Source organism: Pseudomonas putida, from assembly GCF_001976065.1.
GTDB lineage: Bacteria > Pseudomonadota > Gammaproteobacteria > Pseudomonadales > Pseudomonadaceae > Aquipseudomonas > Aquipseudomonas serbica.
In genome coordinates, this window is the sequence record NZ_MNAH01000005.1 from 272256 (window position 1) to 286843 (window position 14588).

The 14588-nt window shown below is 61.6% G+C and carries 15 protein-coding genes; 10 read left to right on the forward strand and 5 right to left on the reverse strand.

Going from position 1 to position 14588, the window contains the following annotated elements:
- Nucleotides 1–177 precede the first annotated feature (177 nt).
- On the forward strand, nucleotides 178–1074 hold the full coding sequence (locus BKX96_RS19710; protein WP_046818858.1) for a helix-turn-helix domain-containing protein: 897 nt from the start codon (nucleotides 178–180) through the stop codon (nucleotides 1072–1074).
- Nucleotides 1075–1083: 9 nt separating this feature from the next.
- Here the strand turns inward: BKX96_RS19710 and BKX96_RS32885 are convergent, their stop codons facing one another.
- Both BKX96_RS32885 and BKX96_RS19720 read right to left on the reverse strand, forming a co-directional pair.
- Nucleotides 1084–1260: a hypothetical protein gene (locus BKX96_RS32885; protein WP_162837843.1), complete on the reverse strand. Its 177-nt coding sequence runs from the start codon at nucleotides 1258–1260 to the stop codon at nucleotides 1084–1086.
- Between the two features lie 223 nt (nucleotides 1261–1483).
- The gene (locus BKX96_RS19720; protein ID WP_218639279.1) at nucleotides 1484–2389 is read right to left on the reverse strand and encodes a LysR family transcriptional regulator; all 906 of its coding nucleotides are present in this window, start codon (nucleotides 2387–2389) and stop codon (nucleotides 1484–1486) included.
- A gap of 120 nt (nucleotides 2390–2509) precedes the next feature.
- Between BKX96_RS19720 and BKX96_RS19725 the strand changes: the two genes are divergently transcribed.
- Entirely contained in the window at nucleotides 2510–3388 is an 879-nt protein-coding gene (locus BKX96_RS19725) for an MBL fold metallo-hydrolase (RefSeq protein WP_077185255.1), read from the forward strand.
- 32 nt (nucleotides 3389–3420) lie between these two features.
- On the opposite strand, the gene BKX96_RS19730 is transcribed toward BKX96_RS19725, so the two are convergent.
- Nucleotides 3421–4302 carry a LysR substrate-binding domain-containing protein gene (locus tag BKX96_RS19730; protein ID WP_046818854.1) on the reverse strand — a complete coding sequence of 294 codons (882 nt, stop codon included), beginning with the start codon at nucleotides 4300–4302 and terminating at the stop codon, nucleotides 3421–3423.
- Between the two features lie 159 nt (nucleotides 4303–4461).
- Between BKX96_RS19730 and BKX96_RS19735 the strand changes: the two genes are divergently transcribed.
- From BKX96_RS19735 to BKX96_RS19760, 6 genes are all read left to right on the forward strand, one after another.
- Complete coding sequence (locus BKX96_RS19735; RefSeq protein ID WP_046818853.1) at nucleotides 4462–6099, forward strand: 5-guanidino-2-oxopentanoate decarboxylase; 1638 nt, start codon at nucleotides 4462–4464, stop codon at nucleotides 6097–6099.
- Entirely contained in the window at nucleotides 6096–7544 is a 1449-nt protein-coding gene (locus BKX96_RS19740; RefSeq protein ID WP_077185256.1) for an aldehyde dehydrogenase family protein, read from the forward strand. Before BKX96_RS19735 ends, BKX96_RS19740 begins: the two co-directional genes overlap by 4 nt.
- A 217-nt stretch (nucleotides 7545–7761) precedes the next feature.
- Nucleotides 7762–8865: an extracellular solute-binding protein gene (locus BKX96_RS19745; RefSeq protein ID WP_046818851.1), complete on the forward strand. Its 1104-nt coding sequence runs from the start codon at nucleotides 7762–7764 to the stop codon at nucleotides 8863–8865.
- A gap of 194 nt (nucleotides 8866–9059) precedes the next feature.
- Complete coding sequence (locus tag BKX96_RS19750; protein WP_046818850.1) at nucleotides 9060–9968, forward strand: ABC transporter permease; 909 nt, start codon at nucleotides 9060–9062, stop codon at nucleotides 9966–9968.
- A complete protein-coding gene (locus BKX96_RS19755; protein WP_046818849.1) occupies nucleotides 9965–10813 on the forward strand; it encodes an ABC transporter permease in 849 nt (282 codons plus the stop codon). Before BKX96_RS19750 ends, BKX96_RS19755 begins: the two co-directional genes overlap by 4 nt.
- An 18-nt stretch (nucleotides 10814–10831) precedes the next feature.
- Complete coding sequence (locus BKX96_RS19760; protein ID WP_077185257.1) at nucleotides 10832–11887, forward strand: ABC transporter ATP-binding protein; 1056 nt, start codon at nucleotides 10832–10834, stop codon at nucleotides 11885–11887.
- An 82-nt stretch (nucleotides 11888–11969) separates the two neighbouring features.
- Here BKX96_RS19760 and BKX96_RS19765 read toward each other — a convergent pair whose 3' ends face one another.
- Entirely contained in the window at nucleotides 11970–12899 is a 930-nt protein-coding gene (locus tag BKX96_RS19765) for an AraC family transcriptional regulator (RefSeq protein WP_077185258.1), read from the reverse strand.
- Nucleotides 12900–13235: 336 nt separating this feature from the next.
- On the opposite strand from BKX96_RS19765, the gene BKX96_RS19770 reads away from it, so the two are divergent.
- A complete protein-coding gene (locus tag BKX96_RS19770) occupies nucleotides 13236–13589 on the forward strand; it encodes a putative quinol monooxygenase (protein WP_046818846.1) in 354 nt (117 codons plus the stop codon).
- Between the two features lie 41 nt (nucleotides 13590–13630).
- On the forward strand, nucleotides 13631–13861 hold the full coding sequence (locus BKX96_RS19775) for a hypothetical protein (protein ID WP_046818845.1): 231 nt from the start codon (nucleotides 13631–13633) through the stop codon (nucleotides 13859–13861).
- Here BKX96_RS19775 and BKX96_RS19780 read toward each other — a convergent pair whose 3' ends face one another.
- Complete coding sequence (locus BKX96_RS19780; RefSeq protein WP_046818844.1) at nucleotides 13862–14491, reverse strand: flavin reductase family protein; 630 nt, start codon at nucleotides 14489–14491, stop codon at nucleotides 13862–13864. It abuts the gene before it with no gap.
- Nucleotides 14492–14588: the final 97 nt, after the last annotated feature.

The window sequence follows — 14588 nt, forward strand, 5'->3', positions numbered from 1 at the left end:
TTTATGACTCGCAAGCTACACGCGACGGGGGTCGGTGAATGATTTTTATGGATCGAGTGCTTGCATTTTTCACTTGCGGGTCTGTCAATTGAAGGTGAAAACTGAGCGGATAGCTGTACATTCTGCCAATCGGTGCGATTATCGCCCGCCGTCCATTCCGAAACCTGGATTGAAGTGATGAACAAGCCTGACCTGCCTTCGATTCCGGTGTTCAAGCTCTACGGGGAAAGCCTGGATTGGCCGACTCCGGACTTGCTGCACTGTGAAACCATTTCCAAACGCAGTCGCGAACATCAATGGGAAATCAAACCCCACCGTCACGCCGATTTATGTCAGTTGCTCTTCGTATTCAAAGGTCAGGCAGAGCTTGAAATCGAAGGCAAACGTACGCAACTGACTGAGCCGGCGATCCAGATCCTGCCGCCGCTGTCGGTGCATGGCTTCCGCTTCAGCGAAGATGTCGAGGGGTTCGTGGTCACCCTCGCGGCGCCCCTGATCGCGCACCTTCAGGGGCAACTGGGGCATTCGGTGAATGCCCTGGCCCAGGCCGAGAGCTACCCCGCAGGCCAGGACGCCGAGTACCTGAACAGTCTGTTTTGCGCGTTGCAGAACGAGTACACCAGCCATCAACCGGCGCGGGAAATGCTCATGCATTCGCTGGTCAGCGTGATCATGGTCTGGGTCAGCCGCCAGGTGATCCAGCGCCGGTCGGCCAGTCAACGGCCGCAGCGGGCGCGGGAATACCTCAATGGCTACATCCAGCTGGTGGAAGAGACCTATCGCCAGCACGTCAAGGTCGAGGACCTGGCCCATCGCCTGGGGATTTCGGTCTCTCACCTGAACGGCACCTGCCGAGAGCTGGCGGGACAACCGGCGTTGCAGATCATGCACGAGCGGCAGTTGCTGGAGGCCAAGCGACTGCTGACCTACACCAGCATGACCATCTATGAAATGTCCGACGTGTTGGGGTTCTCTGATCCGACCAACTTCACGCGCCTGTTCCGACGCCGAGTGGGAATCTCGCCGAAGGCGTTCCGCGACCGCCTGAAGGCCGATCAGGACAACGACGCCTGACCCACCGGCTTAGCGCAGGGCGTTAAGGGTCGCGTTGTGGGGAATGCAGCGCTCGAAATTGCAGCTGGCATACTCCCGGGGCAGATTGCGCAGCTGCTCGACGCGCCACGCGGCAGCACCGTATAGCCCGAGCGTGACCGCGCAGGTGATGAAGATGGCGAGGTACCTTCTTGTCTTGATGTTCATGGCGTAGACCTCTGAACGGATACCCTTGGGTATTACCTTGAGCATAGGTCAGGGGTGGTGAGTTGCCAGGGTTACGGGCGTCGCATTTGACCTGGTATTCAGAACACTGATGACCCCCTTGTGGGAGCGGGCTTGCTCGCGAAAGCGGTAGTTCACGCGCAAAATTTGCGTCGGATGTACCGACCTCTACGCGAGCAAGCCCGCTCCCACATTTTTGATCCGATTACAGGCCAACATCCCACTCCGGTTCTTCCGGAAACCTCGCCACCAGAAAATCCAGCAAGCTGCGCAGCGCCGCCGGCATGTGCTTGCGTGAGGCATACACCGCGTACACGTTCATCTGCCGCGGTTCGGCCTGGGGCAGCAGGCGGACCAGTTCGCCGCTGTGGATGTGCACACCGGCCTGGTAAGTGGGGAGCATCGCCACACCGGCGCCGGCCAGGGTGGCGCGCAGCAGCGTGCTGGCTTCGTTGGCGCTGATGTTGCCTTGCACGGGCACCGACACTTGCTCGCCCTTCAATTCAAAGTGCCACAGGCTTTTGCCGAAGTAGGAGTGGGTCAGGCAATTGTGTGCGCTCAGGTCCTCGATCCGCTGGGGTGCCGGGTGTTCGCGCAGGTAGGCAGGGGCGGCGCAGATCACCGAGCGACACACCGTCAAGCGACGGGCAATCAGGTTGGGGTCCAGGTCATTGCTGGTACGAATCGCCAGGTCGATGCGCTCATCCACCAGGTTCACCGTGCGATCGAGCATCTGCAGGTCGATGCTGACACCGGGATAGCGCTTGACGTAGGCCGCCATGGCATCGGCCAGTTGCGCCTGGCCGAACGAGGTGCTGACGCTGATGCGCAGCAGGCCACGGGGTGCATCATCCGGCACGCTGACGGCGGCCTGCATGTCCGTGGACAAGTCGAGCATCTGCCGGCAGCGCGGCAGTATTTCGCTGCCAGCGGCGGTCAGGCTCAATTTGCGCGTGGTGCGGTGCATCAGGCGTGCGCCGACCCAGTCTTCCAGTTCCGCCAGGTAACGCGAAACCACCGGCCTTGAAAGCTCCAGATGATCGGCGGCGGCCGATTGGCTGCCCAGATCGACCACCGTGACGAACACCCGCATTGCTTGTAGACGATCCATGATTTGCCCGATTTCAGAAACAAACTATGTTCAAGCATCGCATTTTTTGTACTGATCCAGGCAACTAAGCTCTGTTCCCAGTTATCGGCCAACCCAGGCCTTCAAACAACGGAGCAACAGATGACCGGTTTAACTACCTTCAAGCGCGTTTTGCTGGCGGCAACCGCCTTCGGTTTCGCCGCACACGCCGCGGCGACGACATTGACCCTGGACGTGTACAACCCCGGCGAAAAAGCGATATTCCCGGTGACGTCGGTGCTGGTCAGCGGCGAGAAAGAGGCGATTCTGGTGGACGCCCAGTTCGGCAAATCCCAGGCCGAACAGGTGGTGGCAAAAATCCGCGCCAGCGGCAAGCAACTGACCACCATCTACATCAGCCACGGCGACCCGGACTACTACTTCGGCCTCGATACCCTCACCGCTGCATTCCCCAAGGCCAAGGTGCTCGCATCACAGCCGACCGTGGATCACATCAAGCAGACCGTCGACGGCAAACTGGCGTTCTGGGGCCCGAAAATGGGCGCCGATGTGCCGGCCAGAACCCTCGTGCCGGACGTGCTCAAGGGCGACAGCCTGATGCTCGAAGGGCAGAAGCTGCAGGTGGTCGGCCTTGAGGGCAAGCAACCGGATCGCAGTTTCGTGTGGATTCCATCGATCAAGGCCGTGGTCGGTGGCGTGGTCGTGGCAGACAACATCCACGTGTGGATGGCCGACACCCAAACCCCGCAGTCTCACGCCGACTGGCTGGCGACATTGCACTCGATCGAAACCCTGAAGCCGACCACCATCGTGCCGGGTCACTACCTTGGCGACAGCGCCCGTTCCCTGGCCGCCGTGCAATTCACCGCCGATTACATCAAGGCCTTTGACGAGGAAACCGCCAAGGCCAAGGATTCGGCGGTCCTGATCGCGGCGATGAAAAAGCGCTACCCGGCACTGGGTGAAGAGAGCTCACTGCAGTTGAGCGCGAAGGTCGCCAAGGGCGAGATGAAGTGGTAACCCACGGTATCAAATGAAGGCGCGGGGGCGTTTCAACGCGCCTGCGCCTGTTCCACCAACCACCCCATCAATTCACGCAACTTCGCCGAAGGCCCGGGTTTTTCCGGGAAAACCAGGTAATACGCCAGTCCGGTTTTCACCTTCAATTCGAACGGCATGACCAATCGGCCGGCATTCAAGTCGTCGCCGATCAGCGACCAGTCACCGATCGCCACGCCGGTCCCCTGGGACGCCATCGACATGGCCAGGTCCAGGGTCTCGAAATGCTGGCCCTTGCCGACATTGCTCAATTGCACATCAGCGGCTTTCAACCAGGCCTTCCAGTCCCGTTCATCGCGAGTCGGGTGCAGCAGCAGGTGTTGTTGCAGGTCGGTCGGTGTCTGCAGGGCCATGGGGCCTTCGAGCATGGGCCGGGAACACACCGGCGTCAGTTGCTCATCGAAGAGTTTTTGCGCCACCAGCGAATGGTCTGGCGACGCACCGTACATCACCGCCGCATCGAATTGTTCGAGGTGAAAATCCACCCCATGCTTGACCGTGGTGGTCAGTTCGACCGGCACGTCAGGGCGTTCTTTTTGCCACTGCAACAACCGAGGCAACAGCCAGCGCATGACGCAGGTCGGGGCCTTGAGTTGCAGGGTTTCGCGCTTCTCGCCGATCTGCTCAACGGCTTCGTCGATCAGGCCGAAAATCTGCTGGACCCGGGGCAGCCACTCGCGTCCCTCGGCGGTCAGGTCCAGGCCTCGGGCCTGGCGAATGAACAGTTCATAACCCAGGTGATCTTCCAGCCCGGCGATCTGCCGGCTCACGGCGCCCTGGGTGATGTGCAGTTGCTCGGCGGCCCGGGTGAAGTTGCAGCACTGCGCGGTAATCAGAAAAGTGTGCAGCGCCGGCAGGGGAGGCAATCGTTTCATTGGGATCCAAGGTATGACGTGAGGACATGGCTAGTATGACTTTTTATCCATTGTTGCGGCTACGTGTCGCCCGTTCCAATGAGGCCATCCCTGGACCTGCGAATCCATCATAAACACTGCGCAGGCCCGGCGTCTCAAACGAACAAGAAGGGCAATCACATGGCGACGTGCGGCGAAGTATTGGTCAAGTTACTCGAAGGTTACGGGGTCGAGCAGGTGTTCGGCATTCCCGGGGTGCATACCGTGGAGCTGTATCGCGGGTTGGCCCGTTCGAGCATCAACCACGTCACCCCTCGTCACGAACAGGGCGCCGGATTCATGGCCGACGGCTATGCCCGCACCAGCGGCAAGCCAGGTGTGTGCTTCATCATCACCGGCCCCGGCATGACCAACATCACCACGGCGATGGGCCAGGCCTATGCCGATTCGATCCCGATGCTGGTGATCTCCAGCGTACAGACCCGCAACCAACTGGGCGGCGGTCGCGGCAAGCTCCACGAGTTGCCGAACCAGAGCGCACTGGTCGGCGGCGTGGCGGCGTTCTCCCATACCCTGATGTCGGCGTCCGAGTTGCCGGGTGTCTTGGCCCGCGCCTTCGCGCTGTTCCAGGCGGGTCGTCCGCGTCCGGTGCACATCGAGATTCCGCTGGACGTCCTGGTTGAAGACGCCGACGACCTGCTGGGCAGCCTGCCGGTGCACATCGACCGCGCTGGCGCTTCGCCGTCCGCCGTTTCGCGCATGACCGAACTGCTGGCGGGCGCCAAGCGGCCATTGATCCTCGCCGGTGGCGGCGCCATCGATGCAGCCGCCGAGCTGACCGAGCTGGCTGAATTGCTGGACGCGCCCGTTGCGCTGACCATCAACGCCAAGGGCATGCTGCACGCCGCTCACCCGCTGCTGATCGGTTCGACCCAGAGCCTGGTCGCCACTCGCGCACTGGTCGCCGAGGCCGATGTGGTCCTGGCCATCGGTACCGAACTGGCCGAGACCGACTACGATGTCACCTTCGCCGGTGGCTTCGAGATTCCCGGCAAACTGCTGCGCATCGACATCGACCCGGACCAGACCGTACGCAATTACCCGCCACACGTGGCCCTGGTGGCCGATTCGCGCAACGCCGCCCAGGCCTTGCTCAGCGCACTGTCGCACAAGCCACTGGCCGAGCGCCGCAACGATTGGGGCCAGGTGCGCGCGGCCCGCTTGCGTGAAGCGCTGGCCGCCAACTGGGATGCGCCGACCCTGGCCCAGACCCGTTTCCTGGAAACCGTCCTGCACGAACTGCCGAACGCGGTATTCGTCGGCGATTCGACCCAACCGGTGTACACCGGCAACCTGACATTCAACCCTGAGCGCCCGCGTCGCTGGTTCAACTCGTCCACCGGATACGGCACCCTCGGTTACGCCTTGCCAGCGGCGATTGGCGCCTGGTTGGGCGGCACTGTCGAAGGCGGCGCACGTCCTCCGGTAGTGTGCCTGATCGGCGACGGTGGCCTGCAATTCACCCTGCCGGAACTGGCCAGCGCCGTTGAAGCGCGCACGCCGGTGATCGTGCTGCTGTGGAATAACCAGGGCTACGAAGAGATCAAGAAGTACATGGTCAACCGCGCCATCGAGCCGGTCGGCGTGGACATCTATACCCCGGACTTCATCGGTGTCGCCAAGGCTTTGGGCTGCGCGGCCGAGGCGGTCAATGGTGTCGAGCAACTGCGCACGGCATTGCGTGTCGCCACCGATCGCCAGGGCCCGACCCTGATTGAAATCGATCAGGCCGAGTGGACCAAGGCGGTGTCGAAATGAGTTTTCCAATCACCCTGGACGGCTTGTACATCAACGGTCAATGGTCGGCGGGCGACGAACATTTGCGGGTGATCAACCCGGCCACTGAAGCGCTTTTGACCACGGTCAACGGCGGCGACGAACGCGCCGTCGACCTGGCCGTGGGCGCGGCAACCAAGGCCTTCGCCGCCTGGTCGCACACCAGCGGTGCCGAGCGCGGTGCAATCCTGCGCGCAATTGCGACAGGCGTGCAGGCCGGTCGCGAAAAACTCATGCACCTGCAGTCGAGCAACAACGGCAAGCCATTGTTCGAGGCGGCCATCGACGTCGATGACGTGATCGCCACGTTCGAGTATTACGCAGGCCTGGCCGAGGGGCTGGATGCGAAACAGGACAGCCCGGTCGAACTGCCGACTGGCGACTTCAGTGCGCGCCTGCGCCGTGAACCTTGCGGTGTGGTCGGCCTGATCGTGCCGTGGAACTTCCCGATGGTCACCACCGCGTGGAAGCTCGCCCCGGCCCTGGCCGCCGGTTGCTGCGTGGTGCTCAAGCCGTCGGAAGTGACGCCGCTGCCGGAGCTGGAACTGGCGACGATCATTGCCCAGGCCGGCTTGCCGGCTGGTGTGTTCAACCTGGTGTGCGGCACGGGCCTGTCCGTTGGCGCACCGCTGACAGCGGACCCGCGTATCGCCAAGGTGTCGTTCACCGGCAGCAACGCAGTCGGCGTGCAGGTGATGCAGCGTGCAGCGGAAACCGTCAAGGGCGTGAGCCTGGAACTGGGCGGCAAATCTTCCTTGCTGGTGCTGGCCGATGCCGATCTCGACCTGGCGGTGGAGGTGGCCTGCGGTGGTGGTTTCTTCAACGCCGGGCAAATGTGCTCCGCCACCAGCCGCGTGCTGGTCGCCGATGAACTGGCCGATGAATTCCTCACCCGTGTGAAAGCCCGCGCTGAAGCCATCCGCGTGGCCGACCCGTTCGACCCGAACGTGGAAATGGGCGCGCTGGTCAATCAGGCGCAATACCAGCGCGTGCTCGGCCACATCGATCGCGGCTTGAGCGCTGGCGCCAGGCTGGTGTGCGGTGGCAATCGTCCGGCCGACCTGCCGCGCGGGTATTTTTTGCAGCCGACGGTTTTCACCGACGTGCCCCTGGACAGTGCGCTGTGGTGTGAAGAGATTTTCGGCCCGGTGATCTGCGTGCGCCGTTTCGCCTCCGAGGCCGAAGCGATTGCCCTGGCCAACGACAGCCAGTTCGGCCTGGTCGCCAGCGTGGTTACGCGCAATGCCGAGACTGCGGACCGCGTCGCCAACGCCTTACAGGCGGGGCTTGTGTGGATCAACGCGCCGCAGGTGATCTTCCCGCAGACCGCTTGGGGTGGCTACAAGCAGAGCAGCATCGGCCGCGAATTGGGGCCGTGGGGCTTGCAGGCTTTCCAGGAAATCAAGCACGTGATTCGTGCCGTCTGACGGCACGAAAACGGTCGGCGCGTGCCATGTGATGAGGCATGCGCCGGCGTCATGGCTTCAATGAGTTTTTATCGATAGTCAGCTGTTTTACACGACCTCAGGATGACCTCGCTGGCTCAGTAAAACCCCCGAAAATACGAGGGGTAACGCTGGTCCAGCCGCGCGGAAGCAACAGTTTCGACCTGCCTTATACCTACAAAAACAAAGGGAGTCCGTAATGGGCGAGCATGATCTGAACAGACGTCAATTCATCAAGACCGTGGGCGTAGCCTCGGTTGCCGCGGCAGCCATGAGCCTTCCGTTCGTCAAGGCCAATGCCAGCGACACCCGCTTTCAAGGCAAGACCCTGCGCCTGCTGACCTGGTCCGACGACACCGGTCTGGCTGCGCTGCGCAACATCGCCGCGACGTTTGAAGACAAGTACGGCTGCAAGGTCATCGCCGACCGCACCGGCAGTACCTCGGAAATGGTCGCCAAACTCAAGGCTGGCGGTGATCGTCCGCAGTACGACATCATCACCCTGGCCGGCGTCGGCGCCGAAGGCCTGGCCGCCGCCAACCTGCTGGAAAAACCCGACCTCAACCGCATTCCCAACCTGGTCGACGTACCTGAGAAATACCGCACCGGCGCCAATGGCCACGGTATCGGCTACTTGCTCTGGTGCAACAGCCTGGTCTACAGCACCCGTACGATCAAGGAAGCGCCGAACAGCTACGCCGCCCTGTGGGATGCCGACCTGTCGCCGAACATCTTCCTGCCGCCGCCGAACTGGACCGAGGCCATGGACCTGATCATCATTGCCGCCAAACTGGCCGGTGGTGACGAGCACAATATCGAGCCGGGCTTCAAGAAACTCGCCGAGCTCAAGGACCGTGTGGTGACCCTGGGCGAAAACCCGAACCAGATCGCCGAACTGTTCCGCACCGGTTCCCTGGACATGGGCGGCCTGTACGCCCCGGCGTTTTTCCCGAAACAGATCCGCGATCCGAACTACGGCCTGGGCGCCACCTTCGGCATGAAGGAAGGTTTCTACACCGACCTGATGCTTTCGGTGATGCCGAAGAATCGTCCGGGCGATACCGACCTGACCTACGCGTTCATCAACCACTCTCTGGACCCGTTGGTGCAGGGCAAGATGGCGGAAGACATCTACAACGGCCCGGTCAACGCCAAGGCGATCATCTCCGCCGAAGCGCGCAAGAGCCCGTACATCCTCACGCCGGAGCAGATTGCCGAGAAGGCGATCATGCACGACAACGCCTTCCTGGCCACCGTGCATGACCAATGGATTCGTCGTTACACGGAAATCTTTTCTTCCTGATCGAGTGACCTACACAGGATCTTCAAACACTGAAGATCCCCTGTGGGAGCGAGCCTGCTCGCGAATGCGTCAGCACATTCAATATTGATGTGACTGACACACCGCTTTCGCGAGCAGGCTCGCTCCCACAAGGGGGCCGATGTGTCTGGAAGTCTTGTGTCTGTCAGCTGCTTTCCATTGACGAGACCTTTGCTATGGAACACCAACCTTTGACCCATTCGGTCAGCGCCGCTGAGTCGCGCCCACGCCTCGGTGTTTCGCCGACCGCCCGCGCCTGGTTTTTCCTCACGCCGTCGATGCTGTTCCTGGGCGTGCTGATTGCCGCCAGCCTGCTGGTGCTGCGCATGAGCGTGGGCACCAAGGGCGCGGAATGGTCCGGCTTCAGCCTGGCCAGTTACGCCCAGTTGCTTGAACCCTATTACCTCAAGTCGCTGATGCTGACCCTGCGCCTGGCGCTGATCAGCGCGGTGATCGCAGTGATCCTGGCGATCCCGGTGGCCTACACCATGTCGCGCCTGACCTCGCCGTTCGTGCGACGGATCTTCCTGGCGGCGGTGTTGCTGCCATTGCTGGTCAACCTGCTGCTGCAAAGCTACGGCTGGCTGGTGATCCTCGGCCCCGGTGGCATGCTCAACCAGGCGCTGATGGGCCTGGGCCTGATCAAGCGCCCGATCATGCTGCTCTACAACCAGAACGGCGTGTTGATGGGCCTGGTGCAAACCGCTTTCCCATTGGCCGTGTTGCCGATTGCCAGCGCCATGCGCGGCGTCGCCCGCAGTTACGAAGAAGCGGCCGCCACCCTCGGCGCCAGTCGCTTCCAGGTGTTCCGCCAGGTGGTGTTGCCGATGAGCATGCCGGGGATCATCACCGGCGCGACCCTGGTGTTCGCCTACAACGCCAGCAGCTTCGTGGTGCCCTTGCTGCTCGGTGGCCGGCGCGTGCCGATGCTGGCGGTGATGGTGCATGACCAGATCGCCCCGCTGATGAACTGGCCCGCCGCGTCCGCTGCCGGCGTGGTGCTGATCGTCACCACGCTCGCGATCATGACCTTGTCCGAATACATCACTGGCCGTCGTCGGCGCATGCTGGAGGCTTCCCAATGAGCACCCTGACCAAGAAGCGTTATGGACTGTTGCCCGGCGAGACCGGCAAGTTTGCCGGCATCCTTTCGGGCTTCATCCTGCTGCTGGCGGTACTGCCGATCCTGACCATGATCGTCATGTCGTTCAGCGGCGCATCGAACCTCGACTTCCCGCCGAGCAGCTACAGCCTGCAATGGTACAAGGCCGCCTGGCACACCTTTGTGTCACCTGATTCCAGTGACGTGCTGAGTCTCGGCCAAGCCATGACCACCAGCTTGCTGGTGTCATGCCTGACCATGATCTTCGCTACGATCATCGCGGTGCCGGCAGCCTACGCGCTGACCCGTTGCGAGTTCCGCGGCAAGGCCGTGGCGCTGCAACTGATGTCGTTGCCGCTGGTGTTCCCGATGGTGGTGTTGGGCCTGGCGCTGCTGCTGGTGTTCGACAGCCTGCCGTTCCATATGACCACCTCGCGCCTGGTGATTGCCCACGTGATCCTGGCCTTGCCGTTCGTGGTGAAGAACTGCACGGCGGCCATGCTCTCGATCGGCAGCGAAGTCGAGGAAGCTGCGCAAATGCTTGGCGCTTCGCCGCTGCGGGCGATTGTCGACGTGGTCGTGCCGTTGATGAAGTCGGGGATCCTGGCGGGCATGCTGCTGGCGTTCATCGTTTCGTTCAACGAATTCACCGTGACCTATTTCCTCTACACCATCGACGTCATGACCGTGCCGATCTGGATGTACAGCCGCACCGTGTCTTCGCTCGACCCAACCGTATTTTCGTTTGCCGTGCTGATCGTGCTGATCGACTTCGTCCTGATCTGGGCGCTGGAGAAGCTGGTCGGTGAAGGTGGCGTTTCGTTCTGATTTCTTGAGGTGATTCACATGACTGGTCTGATTCTGGAAAACGTCGAGAAACATTACGGCTCGGCCTGCGCGGTAAAGGATGTAAACCTGCATTTGCCCGAAGGCAAACTGGTGTGTTTCCTCGGCCCCTCGGGTTGCGGCAAAACCACTTTGCTACGGATGATCGCCGGGCTGGAAACCCTGAGCGGTGGCGAAATTCGCCTGGACGGCGAAGACATCGGTCACACCCCGGCGCACCTGCGAAATTTCGGCATGGTGTTCCAGTCGCTGGCGCTGTTCCCGCACATGACCGTGGGCGAAAACATTGCTTATCCTCTGAAACTGCGCGGGGTCAGCAAGGCGGATCGGCAGGCGCGGGTGGTGGAGTTGCTGGAATTGATCCAGCTGCAACCCATGATCGATCGGCCGGTGGCGAAACTGTCCGGCGGCCAGCGTCAGCGCGTGGCGATTGCCCGGGCGATTGCCTCGCACCCCAAAATCCTCTTGCTCGACGAACCGCTGTCGGCGCTGGATGCCAAGTTGCGCGAGTCGATGCAGGTGGAGATCCGTCAGCTGCAACAGCGCCTGAACATCACCACCATCATGGTGACCCACGACCAGCGTGAGGCCATGACCATGGCCGATATCGTCGTCGTATTGGGCGAACACAAGGTGCAGCAGGTGGGTACCCCGATCGAGATCTACCGGCACCCGGCCAACGAGTTCGTCGCCGACTTCATTGGCTCGGGCAATATCTTCCCGGCCACGGCGCTGGGCAACGGCAAGATCAGCCTGCCGGGCGGCGATGCACTGCAAGTGCCGATCTGCAGCAGCATCGTGGTGGGGGAGAAAGTGAAGATGCTGATTCGCCCGGAAGACCTGCAACTGTCGGCACCGCAGGCCACGGCGGGTAACCGCTTGCTGGGCAAGGTGACGTTCGTGCGCGATATCGGCGCGACCATCGAGACCACGGTGGAGTGTTCCGGGGTGTCGTTTACGGCGCTGAGTACGCCGTGCCAGGGCTTTGGCTTGAGCGTTGGGCATCCGGTGTCGGTGACATTGCCAGCTGAGGCTTGCCGGGTACTCGGCGCCTGACAGGCCCCCTTCGCTGGCAAGCCAGCTCCTACAGGTTACAGCGATCCCTTGTAGGAGCTGGCTTGCCAGCGAAGGCGCCGGATCAAACCGTCAACCGCAACCGCGCCAGATCCCTTAACGGCGGAGCCCCGAACAATCGGCTGTACTCCCGGCTGAATTGCGAGGGGCTTTCATACCCCACTCGATAACCCGCCGCCGAAGCTTCCAGCCCTTCGGCCAGCATCAATCGCCGTGCTTCCTGCAGGCGCAATTGCTTCTGATACTGCAACGGACTCATCGCTGTCATCGCCTTGAAGCGGTGATGCAAGGTCGACACGCTCAGGTTCACTTCCTTTGCCAGCTCATCGATGCGCAACGGCTGCTCATAGTTGCCGTTGAGCCACTTGATCGCCTGACTGATGCGATGACTCTGACTGTTGGCAATGGCGATTTCATACAGCCTGTGCCCCTGCTTGCTGCGTAACAGGCGGTAGAGAATTTCCCGGTGAATCAGCGGCGCGAGCATGGCGATGTCTTTCGGAGTGTCGAGCAACCGTGCCAGGCGCAGCACGGCGTCGAGCATGGCGCTGTCGAGCTGCTCGACATACAACCCGCGCCCGGTTGGCCGGGTCGGTACGCCGAGAGGGCCGGCGTCGGCGATCAGCGCGGTGATTTCCGTCGGGTCGATGTCCAGCCGCAACGCCAGGATCGGCTCCTCGGCCGAGACATCGACCACGCGCCCGCTCAGCGGCATCGAGACCGAGACCACCAGATAGTTCAGCGGGTCGTAATTGAAGTACTCGTTAGCCAGCTGAACTTCCTTGCGCCCCTGGGCCATGATGCACAGCGCCGGTTGCGCGAGCACCGGGGCGAACTCGTGGGACTGGCTGTGGCGCGACATGAACAGTGAGCCGATGGCAGTGGCATAACTGCCATCTTCGGCGGTGTTGCGACGGATGATCGCCGCCAGTTCCGCGCGTTGCTTTTCCATGTCGGTGTCAAGCGGGGCTTGGAATTGATCGAACGACGACATGCAAGGCATCCTCGGCAAGGCATGGGTGATGGGCAGAGCATAAGTTTGTGCAAGCAATAGCGGTAGACACATCCTGCCTGATGCTTGCCTGATTCTGCACGGGATTGTTTGCGGATCCGGACAAGGCAGGACGCAGACGGGAAAACTTGCTTGAAACACGTATGGCACGAGCCTGCCTGGGTTTCACACATTGTTACAGGTCGCCCATGCACGTTCGCAGGATTGTGCAACGCGCCAGCAGGAATCGACTAACGACACAGGCGCCGTGGCCTTTAACCTTTGATCCTGTCGCAGCCCGTCCCCTGGCTGCCACGCGACTCCCCGGGAGGGTTGAACATGTCCAAGCAGATCCCCGTCAGTCATATGGCCTTTGTCCGAGCGCGCGCCGGGCGTTCCCAAGAGCTGGGTGTGCGCCTGAGTGCGCTGATCGAGCCGTCCCGCGCCGCACCCGGTTGCCTGAATTTTGCCTTGCAGCATTCACAATGCGACCCGCAGTTGTGGCTGGTGTCCGGTTTCTGGGCCAACCAGCAAGCCATGACCGCGTATTTCAGCACGCCGGCGATGGAGGTTTTTGCCGAATTGGTCCAGGAACTGGTGGTCGATAGCCTGGATTTTCACACCTTCAAGGATGTGTCGGCGGCGCAGGCCTTGCGTCAGTCCGGGGCAGATATACACAAACTGGCCGGTTGAGGGTTTAATGACGGCATTCTCAACCAGCCAGGATTCGCGACATGGCACGTAAAGCCTTTGAAACCTTCGAAGCCGTATCGGCTGTAGTCCCCCGTGAGGGCGGGTATTACGCGGCAATCGCCACCAAAGCCATCGGTGGCTCCGGTGCGCCTCGCTTCAACAAATTGCTGGAAGAACAGACTTTCAAGACCGCCAAAGATGCGGACGAAGCCGCAGCCCTGCAGTTGACCCACCTCAAGGGGGTCAGTGAGGACGGCGGGCTGATCTGGTAATTACTTCACCGCCCCCGGGCGGTACATCTTGAACAACGCCTCGGGCCCCAACTGGAAATAATCCGCCGGACCGCCGCCGCGCAGAATCGGTTCTGCCGCGGCGGTGTCGTACACCCCATCCTTCAATAGCCACTTGGCGATATGCACGGCGACCACTTCGCCGAGAATCAGCCAACTCGGCACCACATTGCCGTCCGCCCGCTGCAACTGAATGATCTGCGTGACCTTGCACTCGAAAGACACCGGGCTTTCGGCGACCCGTGGCACCTGAATGACTTTCGAGGCAACAGTGCTCAGGCCCGCCAGTTCGAATTCGTTGACCTGCGGCTCGACCATGGCGCTGCTCTGGTTCATTCGCTCAGCCAATGGCCGGGTGGCCAGGTTCCAGGCGAACTCACCGGTCTGTTCGATGTTGTTCAGGCTGTCTTTGCGTCCGACGCTGGAAAAACCAATGATCGGCGGAATGTAGTTGAAGGCGTTGAAGAAGCTGTAGGGCGCCAGGTTCAAGCGGCCTTCGGCATCCTGTGAAGAAATCCAGCCGATGGGACGCGGCCCGACGATCGCGTTGAACGGGTCGTGGGGCAGGCCGTGGCCGTTGACGGGTTCGTAGTAGTGGATGTCGTCGGGCATGGCGGGAATTCCTGGCACTTACGGGAGGCGGACATGGTGCAAGGACCGCCGACATTTTTCCAGTACGGAATCAGTCAATGTGGGAGCGGGCTTGCTT